The organism is Pseudomonas sp. SCPG-7 (genome assembly GCF_002156405.1).
Classification (GTDB): Bacteria; Pseudomonadota; Gammaproteobacteria; order Pseudomonadales; family Pseudomonadaceae; genus Aquipseudomonas; species Aquipseudomonas parakoreensis.
The window spans coordinates 95,547-113,236 of sequence record NZ_MVOO01000006.1 but is presented as its reverse complement, the minus strand read 5'-3'; the positions used below and the strand labels follow the sequence as shown (position 1 = coordinate 113,236).

Here is a 17,690-nt window from a genome sequence, read left to right as displayed (position 1 = left end):
GCGTCTAGACCAACGTCGGGGTATGGCCTTTGGCGCCGTAAGCGCTAAACTCGGGGTGTCTGTCTTTCTTGTCCACCCTGGCTGGAATAATAAAATGAAAAATAATAATAGCCTGCTACGCCACTTACCCTGGCTAGTGCTGGCAATCGTAGGAGCGTGCGCCCTGGGCGTAGTGGCATTGCGCCGAGGCGAGGCTATCAACGCCTTGTGGATCGTGGTCGCGGCAGTGGCCATTTATCTGGTTGCGTACCGTTACTACAGCCTGTTCATCGCTAACAATGTGATGCAACTCGATCCACGTCGGGCCACCCCCGCCGTGCTCAACAACGACGGTCTGGACTATGTGCCGACCAACAAACACATTCTTTTCGGTCACCACTTCGCCGCGATTGCCGGCGCAGGACCTCTGGTCGGCCCGGTATTGGCGGCGCAGATGGGCTACCTGCCCGGCACGTTGTGGCTGATTGCCGGGGTGGTGCTGGCGGGCGCGGTGCAGGACTTCATGGTCCTGTTCATGTCGACCCGGCGCAACGGCCGTTCCCTGGGCGACATGGTCCGTGAAGAAATGGGCCGCATCCCCGGCACCATCGCCCTGTTCGGCTGCTTCCTGATCATGATCATCATCCTTGCGGTGCTGGCGCTGATCGTGGTCAAGGCCCTGGCCGAGAGCCCGTGGGGCATCTTCACCGTGATGGCGACCATCCCGATCGCGATGTTCATGGGCATCTACATGCGCTACGTCCGCCCGGGTCGCATCGGCGAAATCTCGGTCATCGGCGTGTTGCTGCTGCTCGGTTCGATCTGGCTCGGTGGGCAGATTGCCGCTGATCCGGTGTGGGCCAAGGCTTTCAGTTTCACCGGTGTGCAAATCACCTGGATGCTGATCGGTTATGGCTTCGTCGCCGCCGTGTTGCCGGTGTGGCTGATCCTCGCGCCACGCGACTACCTGTCGACGTTCCTCAAGATCGGCACCATCATCGCTCTGGCGATCGGTATTCTGGTGACCATGCCCGAGCTGAAAATGCCGGCGCTGACCCAGTTCGTCGACGGCACCGGGCCGGTGTGGAAGGGCGGTCTGTTCCCGTTCCTGTTCATCACCATCGCTTGCGGTGCAGTATCCGGTTTCCACGCACTGATCTCGTCGGGTACCACGCCGAAGCTGCTGGATAACGAAACCAACGCCCGTTACATCGGTTACGGCGGCATGCTGATGGAATCGTTTGTGGCGATCATGGCGATGGTTGCCGCTTCGGTGATCGAGCCGGGCGTGTACTTCGCCATGAACAGCCCGGCCGCGGTGGTCGGTGGTGACGTGGCATCGGTGGCACAGATGGTCAGCAGTTGGGGCTTCGCGATCACGCCTGAGGCGCTGCAAGCGGTTGCCCATGACATCGGTGAAACCACCATCCTCGCCCGTGCCGGCGGTGCGCCGACCCTGGCGGTCGGTATCGCGCAGATCCTGCACAGTGTCCTGCCGGGTGAAAACACCATGGCGTTCTGGTACCACTTCGCGATCCTGTTCGAAGCACTGTTCATCCTGACTGCTGTGGACGCCGGCACCCGTGCCGGGCGCTTCATGCTGCAGGACCTGCTCGGCTCCTTCGTTCCGGCGCTCAAGCGCACCGAATCGTGGACCGCCAACCTGATCGCCACCGCCGGTTGTGTGGCGATGTGGGGCTGGTTGCTGTATCAGGGCGTGATCGATCCGCTGGGCGGCATCAACACCCTGTGGCCGCTGTTCGGTATCTCCAACCAGATGCTGGCGGGTATCGCGCTGATGCTCGGCACTGTGGTCCTGATCAAGATGAAGCGCCAGCGCTACATCTGGGTCACCCTGCTGCCGGCCGCCTGGCTGCTGATCTGCACCACGACTGCGGGCTTCATCAAGCTGTTCGACGCCAACCCGGCGATCGGCTTCCTGTCGCTGGCCAAGAAGTACAGCGATGCCCTGGCCGCCGGCCAAGTCATTGCTCCGGCCAAGAGCATCGAGCAGATGCAGCACGTGATCTTCAACGCCTACACCAACGCAACGCTCACCGCGCTGTTCCTGTTCGTGGTCTTCAGCATCCTGTTCTACGCGCTCAAGGTCGGCATTGCCGCCTGGGGCAAAAAAGAGCGTACGGATAAAGAATCGCCATTCCAGGCCCTGCCGGACGCGTAACCAGAGGATTGCACCATGTTCAATGACCTGAGTCGCCTCGGTAAATACCTCGGTCAGGCCGCGCGCCTGATGGTCGGCATGCCCGACTACGACACCTACGTCGAGCATATGCAAACCAAACACCCGGACAAGCCGGTGATGAGCTACGAGATGTTCTTTCGCGAGCGTCAGGAAGCACGTTACGGTGGCAAGGGTGGGCCGAAGTGCTGTTGAGCTGACAGCCTGCGGTTGATGCAATCCCCCTTGTGGGAGCGAGCCTGCTCGCGAATGCGGAGTGTCAGTTGATGAATGATTTGACTGACACACCGCTTTCGCGAGCAAGCTCGCTCCCACATTTGTTTTTGTGTTGTTCATTCATTTTGTGAAGGGGATCTGTTTTGTCTTCTCCCATACCCGTGACGGTACTCAGTGGTTTTCTCGGTGCCGGCAAGACCACCTTGCTGCGCCATCTGCTGAAAGCCGAGCACGGTCTGAAAATCGCCGTGATCGAGAACGAATTCAGCGACGCCGGCATCGACACCCAGTTGCTCGGCGACCAGCCGGTGCAAGTCATGACCCTGGCCAACGGCTGCGTCTGCTGCACCATTCACACTGATCTGACCAAGGCCCTGTACCTGCTGCTCGAACGCCTGGACAGCGGCGAAATCGCCTTCGACCGGCTGGTGATCGAATGCACCGGGCTGGCCGATCCAGCGCCTGTGGCGCAAACTTTTTTCATCGATGAAGAGCTGCGCGAGCGCTATCTGCTCGACGGTATCATCACATTGGTCGACGCCGTCCACGCCGACCTGCACTTGACCCAGACCATCGCCCAGGCACAGATCGGCTTCGCCGACCGCTTGCTGGTCAGCAAGACTGACCTGGTGGATGAGGCCACGTTGAATGCACTGAGCGAACGCCTGACGCGAATCAACCGCCGTGCACCAATCCGCGTGGTCGAGCACGGCAACATCGATCTGGCGGAACTGCTTGATGTGCGTGGTTTCAACCTCAACGCCGATCTGGGGGGCGGGGTCAGCCTGCGTCCGGTGAGCAAGGCGCCTTCCATCGATCGCATCTCCAGCCTGGTGCTGCGCACGGACCAGCCGCTGGATATCGATCGGCTCAGCGAATTCATGAATGAGTTGCTGGAAGAGCACGGCAAGCAATTGCTGCGTTACAAGGGAGTGCTGAACATCGCTGGCGAGGATCGGCGCCTGGTGTTCCAGGGCGTGCTGAAACTCTACGGTTTCGACTGGGACACCGAGTGGGCCGAGGGTGAGGCGCGGGAAAGTGTGATCGTGTTTATTGCCGATGATTTGCCGGAAGAGAAGATTCGGGCGGGGTTTGCCAAGGTGGCTTCTGCCTGATGGTTCTTCGGTGTCAGGGCTGACGCCATCGCGGGCAAGCCCGCTCCCACAGGTTTATAGGTGTACACACAATCTGTGAACGACGATAACCCTGTGGGAGCGGGCTTGCCCGCGATGGCGATTCAACCGACAACGCAATGCTTGACGGTTGGCTCCAGCAGCGTTTGCTCCAGATCATCCAGATGCCGATTCATCAGTAGACTGGCCTTAACCCCATCTGCACATTCAACCGCCTCGACAATCGCCGAATGCTCCTGCCACGCGCAACAACCTGGCGTTGATCCGTCACACCGCGCAATCGCCAGCGACGTCAACGGCACCAGGCTACCAAGGAAATGCGCCAGCGGTGCATTCCCCGCCATCTGTGCCAACTGCAGATGAAACTCGCCGGACAAACGAATCGCCGCCGCACGCCGTTCCTGAACCACGGCCAGGCGTTCGCGTTCGACCAGCGTGCGCAAGCGTTTCAAACCCTCCGCCGACGCATTCTGACAAGCCAGACGCACCAGCGTCGCTTCGGTCAGGCGCCGAGCGTGCAGGGTTTGTCGGGTCTGCTCTGCATCCGGTGCGGCAACTCGCGGCCGATGATTGGCGCGCAGCACAATCACCTGCTCATGGGACAACTGCGTCAGTACCCGGCGTACATCGGCGCGGCTGACGCCAAACATCTGCTTGAGACTGTCTTCGGTGAAGCGGCTGGCCGGGTCGATTCGCCGGTCCAGAATCGCCTCGAACAGCCGCGGGTACAGAGCATCTGCCGGCGCTCGCAGGCGCGAGAAGGGCAGAGGTGCCGACATCTGACGAGTGCGCGGCGACGTGGCAAGACTGTTCATGGCCGGTCTCCAGTGTGAGTTCTTCAGTGGCTGAGGTTGTCTTCCGGGATATTCAGTTCGATGCCCATCCGCTGGCCTTCGCGCAGGATGTGCCGACGCATTTCGGCGCTGGCCTGAGCGCTGTTCTTGCTGCGGATCGCGCGCACCACCGCTTCGTTTTCTTCCAGGCGCTCGGCCAGATGCTCAGGCGAATTGCGCAGCACTTCGGCGCTTTGCTTGAGGGCATTGCTGGTCTGCTGCACCACGCTCTGGAAAATCGGGTTTGAGGTCAGGGTGAACAGCTCTTCGTGGAAGGCGATGTAGGCGCTGACGCCGGCTTCGCTGTCGCCCGCTTCAAGGGCTTCGCGCATGTCCATCAGGGTCAGGCGCAACTGGCCGACTTCCTTGCTGCTGATCGACTGCGCGACCAGGCCAACAATGAACGGCTCAAGGGTGTAGCGCAGTTGCAGCACGTCTTCGAGGCTGGCGCCGGCGACCGCGCTGTCGTGGCTCTGGCTGTCACTGAGCTGGGCGTCGAGCACTACCACGCCTTTGCCCGGCATCGAACGGACCAGGCCCAGGGTCTCCAGAACGATCACCGCTTCGCGCAGGCTCGGACGGCTGATGCCCAGTTGTTCGGCCAGTTCGCGCTGGCCCGGCAGCATGTCGCCGGAGCGCCACTGACCACGAGCGAGGGCGGCGCGCAGTTTTTCTACGACTGAGTTGACGACGGTTGATGTGGTGATCACTTGTCTAGCTCCGTAAGCCTATAGGGGATGCCGCAAACAAGATCAAAAGATCGCAGCCTGCGGCAGCTCCTGCAGGGTTGAAAATCAGAACTCTTGCTGGTGCGCCGGAGTTCCGGTTTTACGCGGTTGAAAGGTGTAGCCCTGCTGACCGCTGAGTACTTTGTTGGCGCGTTGTACGTCGATGTCCTTTTCCCAGCGGGCGATGGCCACGGTGGCGACACAGTTGCCGATCAGGTTGGTCAGCGCCCGGCCAATGCCCATGAACCAGTCCACCGCCAGCACCAGCACCAGCCCGACCACCGGAATCGCCGGGATCGCTGTCAGTGTCGCCGCCAGAATCACCAGCGCCGAACCGGGAATGCCGTGGGCACCCTTGGAGGTGATCAGCGACACCAGCAGAATCGTCAGCAGGTCGGTCATCGCCAGTGGCGTGCCGGTGGCGTTGGCGATGAACACAATGGCCAGCGTCAGGTAGATCGAAAAACCGTCGAGGTTGAACGAGTAGCCGGTGGGAATCACCAGCCCGACCGTCGAGCTGCCGATGCCCAGATGCTCGAGTTTGCGCATGATCTGCGGCAGCACGGCATCGGAGGAGGCGGTGCCCATGACGATCAGCAGCTCTTCACGCAGATATTTGAGCAGTGGCCACAGGCGCAGGCCCGAGGCACGCATCACCACACCGAGGATCACGCTGACGAACGCGACGCAGGTCAGGTAGAACAAGCCGACCAGACTGCCCAGGTGCTGCAGCGAATCGAGGCCGTACTTGCTGGTGGTGAAGGCGATGGCGCCGAACACGCCGATGGGCGCCAGGCGTACGATCATGCCCATGATGCGGAAGATCACATGGCTCAGCTCGTTGATCAGCCGTGAGATCCCGGAGGCCGCTTCACCCACCAGATTCAGTGCGCTGCCGAACAGCACCGAAAACAGCAGCACCTGCAGGATGTTGTTGTCGGCAAAGGCGCCGAGCACCGAGGTCGGGATCAGGTCCATCAGGAACTGCGTGGTGGTGTGCATGTGCTGGCCGCGTTCGGCGATATCGCCCATGTCAGCGGCGGACAACTGCTCCAGATGGATATTCGCGCCGCTGCCGATCCCGGTGCTGAACGCGAACATCAGACCGATCACCAACGCAATGGTGGTCAGTACTTCAAAATAGATCACCGATTTGAGGCCGATACGCCCGACCTTCTTCAGATCCCCTGCGCCGCTGATGCCACTGACCACCACGCAGAACACGATCAGGCCGATCAGCATCTTGATCAGTTTGATGAAGCCGTCGCCCAAGGGTTTGAGCTGAGCGGAATATTCGGGAAGGGTCAGTCCGCAGATGATGCCGAGCACCAGTCCGAGAACCACTTGGAGGAAGATTGAACGCGAGCACCATCTGAGCATGGGAGGAATCCTGGTCGGTGTCCTGGTTGCCGTGTGCGGAGCACATCAGATTCAGGACTTAATTATTGTGGTCTTACCGGTATGTCCAGTGCAGGCGCAGTCTACGCGCGGGATTTCTTGAAATACAAGAGGGAGGTCGGAAATTGGCATGACCGGTCTGACCAGTGGTGCTTTGCACGGTGTTGCTGTGGAGCCGGTGCGCAACGAAAAAGCCCGGCGATGTTCGGCCGGGCTGGTTTGTGCTGACGCTGGCGGATTTCAATCTGCTCAGTAAGGCACGTTGCGCTTCAGGATATTGAGCTTGAAGTCGAGAACACCGGCGCTGCGGTTCGCGTTGGTGCGTACGAACGTGCCGACTCTGGGGTCATGCTTGTTGCGACTTTGCCCGGCGCACAACAGCGCGCCGCTTCGGGTCTGGATTCTGACGGTGGGCGTATCCGTTTCGATCTGATCCAGCGTGATGATATTGCCCTTGGCATTGAGCAAGTTGAACGTGGTCTGGTCTCCATCTTCGGTTGCATAAGAGTTCAAGAAATCTTTTTCTTCACGGCTGATGGTTCTGTAGTAGTACTCGCCTGGCGTGAAGATATAGATAGTGTAGTAGTCGTCAAGGCAGCGGAAGTAAAGAGTCAGTGCGTCCGGTGCAACATCCGGCTTGAGAAAGAGATAGTTTGAAACATCCAGGTGGTGGGAGAACGTAAAAGCTTCATAATCAGGACGCGGAGTCGTGACCTTTCTGCCATACGTCAACTTGGGGAAGTGCGGGTAGCCATAGCGAGTGCTCAATGTTGCAATAAAGGATTTTTCCTGATTGGTGCTCATGGTATTTCTCGATTATTTGAGTGCTGATAAATAAACAGCGGACTGTTCAATGGCGTAAATATTGAATATTTGAACGTTGATGTCAGATTTCGTCGGGATCACTGAGAAACGATGCATTGCGCTCGATGATGTTCAATGTGAATGGCAGGCCTGTGTTATCCGTCTCGGCCAGGTAGGTGTAGGGCGCGCCTCGTCGACGCAGCGCTGTTATCTGGCCTGCGTTGCGTGCCTTGAGCCGCACTCGCTGACGATCACCGCCCATATCCTGCAAGGTGATGATCCGGTTATCGTGGCTCAGCAAGTTGAAAGAGGTGGTATCGCTGCCCGCCGGCAGAAAAGCCCCTAATACCCCGGCGCGACCCTTGCTCAAGCAATAGCCGGTGTGCGTGGCGTGGTCGCGTATGTAAAGGTGGTAATAGTCATCAGTGCAGCGAAAATAAATGTTCATGGGTTGAACATTCTTTACTTCCCTTTGGGGGCGGCAACCCAATAGATGGGCATCATCGATCGTTTTGGGGGCGCCTGTATAAAAACCGCCGGAAAATGAATTGTCATAACGCAAGACTGGGTTTTCATAAAGCGCGCCCAGGACGTTCAGATGGTGCTGGTCCAGTGTTAGTGTTGCGATAAATGACTTTTGCCTGTTTGTTGTCATGAACTCTTCCTTGAGTTTTTGATGGGTGTTTCTTTGTTTTGTGTGGATTTTTAGTTGCTGTTGCGTGTTCTGTTTTTAACACTAACAGCTAAGTTTTGTTGGTGTCCTGTTTTTCTTTGAAGTTGTTGTTTCAAGTTTTAAGTGAGGCGGCAGCGACTTTCACGCAGACGAAAAAAAACCGGCCAATCACTTGGCCGGTTTTTCATGCTGCTGGTTTAACGTCGCATCAAGCGCCGTATACCGGCAGTTTCTTGCAGATGGCTTTGACTTTCTCACGAACGGCGTCGATTACCGCTTCGTTGTTCAGGTCAGCCAGGATGTCGCAGATCCAGCCGGCCAGCTCTTTGCACTCTGCCTCTTTGAAGCCACGAGTGGTCACAGCCGGAGTGCCGAAGCGCAGGCCGGAAGTGACGAACGGCGAGCGTGGATCGTTAGGCACGGAGTTCTTGTTCACGGTGATGAACGCTTTGCCCAGCGCGGCGTCGGCGTCTTTACCGGAGATGTCCTGCTTGATCAGCGACAGCAGGAACAGGTGGTTCTTGGTACCGCCGGAAACCACGTCGAAACCGCGCGCGATGAACACTTCGGCCATGGCCTGGGCGTTCTTCACCACTTGTTCCTGGTAAGCCTTGAACTCAGGCTGCAGCGCTTCCTTGAAGCAGATCGCTTTAGCAGCGATCACGTGCTCCAGCGGGCCACCCTGGGCGCCCGGGAATACTGCAGAGTTCAGCTTCTTCTCGATGTCGGCGTTGGCGCGCGCCAGGATCAGACCGCCACGTGGACCGCGCAGGGTCTTGTGCGTGGTGGTGGTCACGACGTCAGCGAAAGGTACCGGGTTCGGGTAGACGCCAGCGGCGACCAGACCGGCCACGTGAGCCATGTCGACAAACAGGTAGGCACCGACTTTGTCCGCGATGGCACGGAAGCGCGGGAAGTCCAGAATCTGCGAGTAGGCAGAGAAACCGGCCACGATCATTTTCGGCTTGTGCTCAACGGCCAGACGCTCGACTTCGTCGTAGTCGATCAGGCCATTGGCGTCGATGCCGTACTGCACGGCGTTGTACAGCTTGCCGGAGGAGGAAACGCTGGCGCCGTGGGTCAGGTGACCGCCGTGGGCCAGGCTCATGCCCAGAATGGTGTCGCCACCTTGCAGCAGGGCCAGGTAAACAGCGGCGTTGGCTTGCGAACCGGCGTGCGGCTGAACGTTGGCGTAATCGGCGCCGAACAACTCTTTGGCGCGGTCGATGGCCAGTTGTTCAACGACGTCAACGTACTCGCAACCACCGTAGTAGCGCTTGCCCGGATAGCCTTCGGCGTATTTGTTGGTCAGTACCGAGCCTTGAGCTTCCATCACCGCAGGGCTGGTGTAGTTTTCCGAAGCGATCAGCTCAATGTGCTCTTCCTGGCGCTGAGCTTCTTGCTCCATGGCGGCAAAGAGATCGGCGTCGTACTTGGCAATAGTCAAATCACGGCTGAACATGGCGGTCCTCAAGGATCGGGGGCAGAAAAGGGGGGCATTCTAACCCAATGGGTTTTGGATGGCATATGAAACGACATCATGTCGCAGACAAGTGGCGTTCATGACAGATGTGCGGTGCTTTTGCCGGCCTCTTCGCTGGCAAGCCAGCTCCCACATTAACCTGGGTGAACTACACGACTTGTGATCGACATCAACCCTTGTGGGAGCTGGCTTGCCAGCGATGGGGTCAGCAGCCTTTACACAGAACCTCAGTCGAACATGAACAGCGCATCATTGCTGAACTGCGCTTCAAACCGGCTTGCCGGCATCGGTCGGCCGAACAGATAGCCCTGCACTTCATCGCAGCCATGCTCGCGCAGGAAGTCCAGTTGCTCATGGGTTTCCACGCCTTCGGCGATTACCGCCAGATTGAGGCTGTGGGCCATGGCGATGATCGCCCGAGCGATCTGCGCGTCCTGCTCGCCGGACGGCAGGCCGTCGACAAAGGTGCGGTCGATCTTCAGCACGTCGATCGGGAACTGCTTGAGGTAGTTCAGTGATGAATAACCGGTGCCGAAATCGTCGACCGCGATACTCAGACCAAGGTTTTTCAGCCCGGCGAGAATCTGCATCGCCTCGCTGACTTCGCGCATCAGGATACTTTCGGTCAGCTCCAGCTCCAGGCACGCCGGTGGCAGCCCGGTTTCGCGCAGGATCGTGGCGATGCGCGTACCGAGCTGGCCATCGGAGAACTGCCGCGCCGAGATGTTCACCGAGACTTTCGGCACGCGCACGCGGTTCTGGTGCCAGGTCTTGAGCTGACGGCAGGCTTCGCTGATGACCCAGTCGCCAACGTCGACCACCAGACCGAGTTCTTCCAGCACCGGAATAAAATCTCCCGGCGGCACCAGCCCGCGACGCGGATGACGCCAGCGCAGCAGCGCTTCGGCGCCGGTCAGGCGTTTGCCGTCGCCGCTGAATTGCGGCTGGTAATACAGGACGAATTCGTTCTGTTCCAGCGCATGGCGCAGGTCGCTTTCCAGCTCAAGACGCTCCAGCGCACTGGCGTTCATGTCGGCCTGATAGAACTGGAAGTTGTTCTTGCCACGCTCCTTGGCGTGGTACATCGCGGTATCGGCGTTCTTCATCAACTGGCTGAGTTCGTTGCCGTCCTGCGGACTCAAAGCAATGCCGATACTGGCGGTGACGAAGAACTCGCGGCCTTCCAGCACGAACGGTTTCACCAGGCTGGCGAGGATCTGCTCGGCCACATGAATCGCCCGGTTCAGCGCCATTTCGCGGCTGGAGCGGTGTTGCAGGAGCAGGGTGAACTCGTCGCCGCCCATGCGCGCCACGGTGTCGTCTTCGTCGACGCAGGCCAGCAGGCGCGTGGCCATGTCTTTCAACATGCGGTCGCCGGCGGCGTGGCCGAGGGAGTCGTTGATCGGCTTGAAGCGGTCGAGGTCGAGGAACATCAGCACCACCCACGACTTCTGCCGCTCGGCCGATTGCAGCGCGGTGTGCAGACGATCCTGGAACAGCGTGCGGTTCGGCAGGTGGGTCAGGGCGTCGTAGTAAGCGAGACGATGGATGCGTTGTTCGCTGGCCTTGCGCTCACTGATGTCGCTGAAGAAACACACGTAACTGGCGAGGTCGCCTTCATCGTCGAGTACCGCCGTGATGCCGACCCACGCCGGGTAATGCTCGCCGTTACGGCGCTTGAGCCAGACTTCGCCTTCCCAGGTGCTGTGCTGATGCAGTTGCTTGAGCACGTAACGCAGGTGCGCATCCTGTTGTTCGTCGACGGTGAGCATGTTCGGCAACTGATCGAGCACTTCCGAGACTGCATAACCGCTGACCCGGCTGAAGGCTTCGTTGGCCTGCACGATGTAACCGGCGGGGTCGGTGATCAGGATCGCCGAAGTCGAGTGCTCGAATACCGTGGCCGCCATACGCAAGTCTTTTTCGGCGCGGCGTTGCTGACTGATATCGCGACCGACGCCGAGCACGCCTTCGAAGGCGCCGTGTTCATCCCACACCAACACCAGGCGCAGCTCGATCGGAATCTTGCGACCGTCGGCGCGCAGGCAGTCGAACAGGAACATCTGCGTCTGCACCTGGCTTCGCAGCTGTGCGAGTTGCTCAGGCTTGTCGAGCGCTTTGCTGACCCGGTCCATCAAAGAATAGATGCCGCTCAGCTGTTGCGGGTTGGCGATGGTCGATTGCCAGCCGTTCTGGAAAATCCACTCGGCGTCGTAACCCAGCACCGCCTGCACCGACGGGCTGACGTAGTTCAACGACAGCTTGCTGTCGGTGGAGAAAATCACGTCGCTGATGCTTTCGGCGAGCATGCGGTAGCGCTGCTCGCTGTCACGCAGCGATTCACTGGCCTCGATCTGCTCGGTGATGTCCTTGGCCACGCCGATGATCCGCGTGACCTGATCGTGTTTGTCCCGGGCCAGCGCTTGCTCACGAATGTCGAAGCGCCGCCACTTGCCGTCACGATGGCGGAAGCGCAGCTGACATTGCAGCAACTGACTGTAACCGGCGTGCCGCTGCATCTGCCGTGAGCGGTGGTAATAGTCGGCGTCTTCCGGGTGCAGGAGGATTTCCCAGAAGTACTCGCCCATCTGGTGCAGCTCGGAGCGGTTGTAACCGAGGGTCTGGCCGAGGTGATGGTTGCTGAAGATCATCCGCTGGCTGATCACGTCCTGCACATACAGATGATCCGGCACCGTGCGCACCACGTCCGACCAGAAGCCTTCGCGCTCCAGCAGCGACAGTTCGATCAGCTTGCGGCTGGTGATGTCGTTGATGCTCAGAATCACCGCTTTATAGTCGTGCAGCTCTTCAGGCAGGCGCAGAACCATCCACAGGTGCTGATCGCGACCGTTGATGTCCGGCAGTCTGATTTCCAGTTCCAGTTGATTCTGTTGCTGCAGAACGGCGTCGAGCACCTGGTTGCCGATGGCGCACTGGCTGTGCGGCTGGCCGTCGATCAGCAGTTGCCAGGCGTGCTCGCAGGAATTGACATTGAGCAGCTGCAGCGCGACCTGATTGACCTCGGTAACGCGCAGTTCTTGCAGCAGTTGCTGGCGCTGGACCGGTTGGTCGAGCCAGGCTTTGAGCTGGTCGCTGGTCTGGATCTGTGCTTTGTCGAACACCTGCTTGAGGCCGGACAGATCGAGCACACACAACGCAACGCCAGTGCCTTCAAAGATGTCCTGATAACGCCGGCGACCTTCATGCAACTGGCGCTGGCGGCGACGCATGTTCAGCAGCGCGATCACTGGCAGCATCGAGAACGCCAGACCCAGCAGGCATTTGCCGATAAACGCTGGCAACAGTTCTTCGAGCACCCGCTGACGGTCGAACAGCCCGCGCAACTGCCAGTCGCTGCTGCTCAGCGGCACGGTTAAAACAGTGTTGGCCAGGTCGTCGGGGCTCAGCACGCCGGGCCTGGCTGAAGACAGCGCTTCGTCGCGGCTGATGATCTGGTGGTTGAGGCGGTTTTCCACCAGCCACAACGGGCGGATGCCGGTTTCGCCCTGCTGGGTCAGCGAGTCGAAGAAGGTCGGGGTCAGGCGCAACACCCAGTAACCGCGCGTGCTGCCGCTGGCTTGATGCAATAACAGATGCACCACCGAGCCGTCGTCGGCGTTGCTGAAGTAATGCGCCTGGGCGCGGCTGCGGCGCACCAGTTCAGCGAGGTAATCGGCGTCGTGGCTGTCGCTGGCGCTGTCGTTGAGGATTTTCCCGGACGGGCTGAGCAGGGCCAGGCTGCGTACGTCCGGCAGCGATTGCTGGAGCTTGCGCAGCAGCGCCTGCTGTTCGTCGGACGACTGCGGTTGTTCGACGATCGGTAGCAGGTTGAGGGCGATTTGCGCATTCAGCGACATGTTCAGGCTGACCTGTGAGGCGAGGTCGGCGGTGTAGTCGATGGTGTACTGGCGCTGGTTTTTCTGGGTCTCGCGCAATTGGTCGAGCAACTGCCAGAACAGCAATGCCAGCAGCAAAAGTACCAGCGTCGCCAAGGCACCCTTCAATGTTCCGCGCAGGGGCGAGCCGGTCCCCGGGTTGGACGCGCTCACAGAAGCTGGCGGGGTAACGTTGGACAAGCTGAAATCCTGCGGTTTGGCTGGACTGGCGCGACGTGCACTATAAGCCGGACGCCCGAAGGGCGGCTAGCATGCCTTGAGTTGTGGCGAAGTGCCAGCCCCACTCGGCTGGACTGCCTTCCGTCATTCAGGTAGCTTTGCCGGTTACGCGGGAGCGTTCCAGCTCCTAGACTCAGACTTTTTCAGCGCGCACGCATTGATGACCATCAAGTGAACGACGCGCATCGGTCTGGCCGGGCATCGCCTGCGCTCCAATCATTCATCTGTCACTGACCCAAGGTTCTCCATGGCTCAATACGTCTTCACCATGCATCGGCTGGGCAAAGTTGTTCCGCCGAAGCGGGAAATCCTGAAAAACATTTCGCTGTCGTTCTTCCCCGGCGCCAAGATCGGCGTACTCGGCCTCAACGGTTCGGGTAAGTCCACGCTGCTGAAAATCATGGCCGGCGTCGACACCGAGTTCGAGGGCGAAGCCCGTCCGATGCCGGACCTGAACATCGGTTATCTGCCGCAAGAACCACAACTTGATCCGACCAAGACCGTGCGTGAAGTGGTCGAGGAAGCCGTCAGCGTGATCAAGGACGCGCAAGCGCGTCTGGACGAGGTCTACGCCGCTTACGCTGACCCGGATGCCGACTTCGACAAGCTGGCTGCCGAGCAGGCCAAGCTCGAAGCAATCCTGCAGGCCAGCGATGGTCACAACCTGGAGCGTCAACTGGAAGTCGCCGCCGACGCCCTGCGTCTGCCGGCCTGGGACGCCAAGGTCGAACACCTGTCCGGTGGTGAAAAGCGTCGCGTGGCCCTGTGCCGCCTGCTGCTGTCCGCTCCGGACATGCTGCTGCTCGACGAACCGACCAACCACCTGGACGCTGACTCCGTGGCGTGGCTGGAGCACTTCCTGCACGACTTCCCGGGCACCGTGGTCGCGATCACGCACGACCGTTACTTCCTCGACAACGTCGCCGGCTGGATTCTCGAACTCGACCGCGGCGCGGGCATTCCTTACGAGGGCAACTATTCGGGTTGGCTGGAAGCCAAGTCCGATCGTCTGGCCCAGGAATCCAAGCAACAGTCGGCTCACGAAAAAGCCATGAAGGAAGAACTGGAGTGGGTGCGCAAAGGCGCCAAGGCCCGCCAGTCGAAATCCAAGGCTCGTCTGGCACGCTTTGAAGAAATGCAGTCGCAGGAATTCCAGAAGCGTTCGGAAACCAACGAGATCTACATCCCGGCCGGTCCGCGTCTGGGCGACAAGGTCATCGAATTCAAGAACGTCACCAAGGGCTACGGCGATCGCGTCCTGATCGACAACCTGTCGTTCTCCATGCCGAAGGGCGCCATTGTCGGCGTGATCGGTGGTAACGGTGCTGGTAAATCGACCCTGTTCCGCATGTTGATGGGCAAGGAAACGCCGGATTCCGGCACCATCGAAGTCGGTGAAACCGTGCAACTGGCCTGTGTTGACCAGAGCCGTGAAGACCTCGACGGCAGCAAGACCGTGTTCCAGCAGATCTCCGACGGTTCCGACCAGATCCGCATCGGCAATTACGAGATCCCGTCGCGCACCTACGTCGGTCGCTTCAACTTCAAGGGCGGCGATCAGCAGAAGTTCGTCAAGGACCTGTCCGGTGGTGAGCGCGGTCGTCTGCACCTGGCGCTGACCCTGAAGGAGGGCGGCAACGTTCTGCTGCTCGACGAACCGTCCAACGACCTCGACGTTGAAACCCTGCGTTCCCTGGAGGAAGCACTGCTGGACTTCCCGGGCGCCGCCATTGTGATCTCTCACGATCGCTGGTTCCTGGACCGCGTCGCGACTCACATCCTGGCGTACGAAGACGACTCGCAAGCGGTGTTCTTCGAAGGCAACTACACCGAGTACGAAGCCGACCGCAAAAAGCGTCTTGGCGAAGCGGCTGCCCAGCCACACCGGGTACGCCACAAGAAACTGGCCTGATTCGGGTTGGTGGCAGAAAGAGCGGAGCCTTCGGGCTCCGTTTTTTTTGCCTGGGTTTCTTCAGCAATACCGGGTTGCGTTCATCGCTGGCAAGCCAGCTCCCACAGGTTTTTTGTTGTACCTGGAATGTGTGGACGCCGCGAAAACTGTGGGAGCTGGCTTGCCAGCGATAGCGGTGTAACTGTTGGTGCATCACTTCAATCTGATCTCCCTATTCAGGTGCAAAATCAGATCAAAAAACCGCCTGATTTATATCCTGTGCACCATTTAATTTCATAACTGCGACATTTTGCGCTGTTCCTGTGCGCAAATCGTTTGTTACAGTCCGGCTCAATCGCTTCCAACGACAATAAATTTGCCGAGACTTTTCCCATGATCGAATCCGTCGAATCCTTCCTCGCCCGACTGAAAAAACGCGACCCGGATCAACCCGAATTCCACCAGGCCGTCGAAGAAGTCCTGCGCAGTCTGTGGCCGTTTCTCGAAGCCAATCCGCATTACCTGACCTCAGGGATTCTGGAGCGTATCTGCGAGCCGGAGCGGGCGATTGTGTTTCGCGTGTCGTGGGTCGACGATCAGGGCAAGGTCCAGGTCAATCGCGGTTTCCGCATCCAGATGAACAGCGCCATCGGCCCGTACAAGGGCGGCTTGCGCTTCCATCCTTCGGTGAACCTGGGCGTGCTGAAGTTTCTCGCCTTCGAACAGACCTTCAAGAACTCCCTGACCTCATTGCCCATGGGCGGCGGCAAGGGCGGTTCGGACTTCGATCCGAAAGGCAAAAGCGACGCCGAAGTGATGCGTTTTTGTCAGGCGTTCATGAGCGAGCTGTACCGCCACATCGGCGCGGACGTAGACGTGCCGGCTGGCGACATCGGTGTCGGGGCGCGGGAGATCGGCTTCCTGTTCGGCCAGTACAAACGCCTGAGCAACCAGTTCACCAGCGTGTTGACCGGCAAAGGCATGACCTACGGCGGCAGCCTGATTCGCCCGGAAGCCACCGGTTTCGGTTGCGTGTACTTCGCCGAAGAAATGCTCAAGCGCCGCGGACAGACCGTCGAAGGCAAACGCGTGGCGATCTCCGGTTCCGGCAATGTCGCCCAGTACGCGGCGCGCAAGGTCATGGACCTGGGCGGCAAGGTGATTTCCCTGTCCGACTCCGAAGGCACGTTGTACTGCGAATCGGGCCTGAGCGAAGAACAGTGGCTGGCGCTGCTGGAACTGAAAAACGTCAAACGCGGACGCATCAGCGAATTGGCCACGGCGTTCGGTCTGGAGTTCCGCGCCGGGCAGTTGCCGTGGTCGCTGCCGTGCGACATCGCGCTGCCGTGCGCCACGCAGAACGAACTCGACGCCAACGCCGCGCGCACACTGCTGCGCAACGGCTGCGTGTGCGTCGCCGAGGGCGCAAACATGCCGACCACGCTGGAGGCTGTGGATATCTTTATCGAGGCCGGCATTCTGTTCGCCCCGGGCAAGGCGTCGAACGCCGGCGGGGTCGCGGTCAGCGGGCTGGAGATGTCGCAGAACGCCATGCGCCTGCTGTGGACCGCTGGCGAGGTGGACAGCAAGTTGCACGCGATCATGCAGTCGATCCACCACGCTTGCGTGCATTACGGCGAAGAGAACGGGCGGATCAACTACGTCAAAGGCGCGAACATCGCCGGCTTCGTCAAAGTCGCCGATGCGATGTTGGCCCAAGGCGTGGTTTAAGCCGGTTCGATGCGAATCACTTCAATCACCTGATCGCCAGCGGGGCGCTGCCACAGCACCTCGTCATTGAGCCGGGCGCCGAGCAGCGCCCGGCCCAGCGGCGAGCCCCAGTTGATCAGGCCCTGACTGGCGTCGGCCTGATCTTCGCCGACCAGTTGCACCCGACTTTCGGTGTCGTGCTCGTCGGCAAAGGTCACCCAACTGCCAATCTGCACCTTTTCGGCAGAGGTCGCGGGGGCCGCGACTTGTGCACTGGCGAGGCGTTGGTTGAAGTAGCGCATATCCCTTTCGAGATCGGCCAGGCGCTGCTTGTCGGCCTGTTCGCCCTTGGCCGATTGTTCGGCGTGCAGGGCTTGCAGCTCGGCGACTTTGGCCTGCAGCTGCGCCAGCCCCTGCGGTGTGACGTAATTGGGCTGCGCGCTGACCTGCCGTTCGACGGGCTGATCGGCTTGCGCGGCGGCATTGTCTTCGTTGACGAAAGCGCGACTCATGCTGTCCTCCTGTGA

Annotated in this window: 13 protein-coding genes; 5 read left to right on the top strand and 8 right to left on the bottom strand. The window is 59.8% G+C overall.

Features of this window, described 5'->3' with window-relative positions:
- Window positions 1–94: 94 nt before the first annotated feature.
- The 3 genes from B1722_RS13470 (at window position 95) to yjiA (ending at window position 3,510) form a co-directional block, all read left to right on the top strand.
- Window positions 95–2,161, top strand: coding sequence for a carbon starvation CstA family protein (locus B1722_RS13470; protein WP_086792881.1), 2,067 nt, complete (start codon window positions 95–97; stop codon window positions 2,159–2,161).
- A 15-nt stretch (window positions 2,162–2,176) separates the two neighbouring features.
- The gene (locus B1722_RS13465; RefSeq protein WP_003228401.1) at window positions 2,177–2,374 is read left to right on the top strand and encodes a YbdD/YjiX family protein; all 198 of its coding nucleotides are present in this window, start codon (window positions 2,177–2,179) and stop codon (window positions 2,372–2,374) included.
- A 164-nt stretch (window positions 2,375–2,538) separates the two neighbouring features.
- Window positions 2,539–3,510 carry a GTPase gene (gene yjiA / locus B1722_RS13460; RefSeq protein ID WP_086792879.1) on the top strand — a complete coding sequence of 324 codons (972 nt, stop codon included), beginning with the start codon at window positions 2,539–2,541 and terminating at the stop codon, window positions 3,508–3,510.
- A 122-nt stretch (window positions 3,511–3,632) separates the two neighbouring features.
- Here the strand turns inward: yjiA and B1722_RS13455 are convergent, their stop codons facing one another.
- The 7 genes from B1722_RS13455 to B1722_RS13425 all read right to left on the bottom strand — a co-directional run bounded on the left by B1722_RS13455 (window position 3,633) and on the right by B1722_RS13425 (window position 13,523).
- A complete protein-coding gene (locus tag B1722_RS13455) occupies window positions 3,633–4,343 on the bottom strand; it encodes a GntR family transcriptional regulator (RefSeq protein ID WP_086792877.1) in 711 nt (236 codons plus the stop codon).
- A 23-nt stretch (window positions 4,344–4,366) separates the two neighbouring features.
- The gene (locus B1722_RS13450) at window positions 4,367–5,071 is read right to left on the bottom strand and encodes a FadR/GntR family transcriptional regulator (RefSeq protein ID WP_025108765.1); all 705 of its coding nucleotides are present in this window, start codon (window positions 5,069–5,071) and stop codon (window positions 4,367–4,369) included.
- An 84-nt stretch (window positions 5,072–5,155) separates the two neighbouring features.
- Window positions 5,156–6,469 (bottom strand): C4-dicarboxylate transporter DctA, encoded by a 1,314-nt coding sequence (locus B1722_RS13445; RefSeq protein ID WP_086792875.1) that lies wholly within the window; start codon window positions 6,467–6,469, stop codon window positions 5,156–5,158.
- A gap of 267 nt (window positions 6,470–6,736) precedes the next feature.
- Window positions 6,737–7,291: a hypothetical protein gene (locus tag B1722_RS13440; RefSeq protein ID WP_041065236.1), complete on the bottom strand. Its 555-nt coding sequence runs from the start codon at window positions 7,289–7,291 to the stop codon at window positions 6,737–6,739.
- Between the two features lie 82 nt (window positions 7,292–7,373).
- Window positions 7,374–7,946, bottom strand: coding sequence for a hypothetical protein (locus tag B1722_RS13435; protein ID WP_041065239.1), 573 nt, complete (start codon window positions 7,944–7,946; stop codon window positions 7,374–7,376).
- 226 nt (window positions 7,947–8,172) lie between these two features.
- On the bottom strand, window positions 8,173–9,426 hold the full coding sequence (gene glyA, locus B1722_RS13430) for a serine hydroxymethyltransferase (protein WP_041065242.1): 1,254 nt from the start codon (window positions 9,424–9,426) through the stop codon (window positions 8,173–8,175).
- 248 nt (window positions 9,427–9,674) lie between these two features.
- On the bottom strand, window positions 9,675–13,523 hold the full coding sequence (locus B1722_RS13425; RefSeq protein ID WP_041065245.1) for a bifunctional diguanylate cyclase/phosphodiesterase: 3,849 nt from the start codon (window positions 13,521–13,523) through the stop codon (window positions 9,675–9,677).
- A 286-nt stretch (window positions 13,524–13,809) separates the two neighbouring features.
- Here B1722_RS13425 and ettA point away from each other — a divergent pair, with 286 nt between their 5' ends.
- Both ettA and gdhA read left to right on the top strand, forming a co-directional pair.
- The gene (gene ettA, locus B1722_RS13420; RefSeq protein ID WP_086792873.1) at window positions 13,810–15,474 is read left to right on the top strand and encodes an energy-dependent translational throttle protein EttA; all 1,665 of its coding nucleotides are present in this window, start codon (window positions 13,810–13,812) and stop codon (window positions 15,472–15,474) included.
- Between the two features lie 372 nt (window positions 15,475–15,846).
- A complete protein-coding gene (gdhA, locus tag B1722_RS13415; protein WP_041065252.1) occupies window positions 15,847–17,184 on the top strand; it encodes an NADP-specific glutamate dehydrogenase in 1,338 nt (445 codons plus the stop codon).
- Here gdhA and B1722_RS13410 read toward each other — a convergent pair.
- Window positions 17,181–17,675 (bottom strand): GreA/GreB family elongation factor, encoded by a 495-nt coding sequence (locus tag B1722_RS13410; RefSeq protein WP_086792871.1) that lies wholly within the window; start codon window positions 17,673–17,675, stop codon window positions 17,181–17,183. The two genes, gdhA and B1722_RS13410, sit on opposite strands and share 4 nt — an antisense overlap.
- Window positions 17,676–17,690 lie beyond the last annotated feature (15 nt).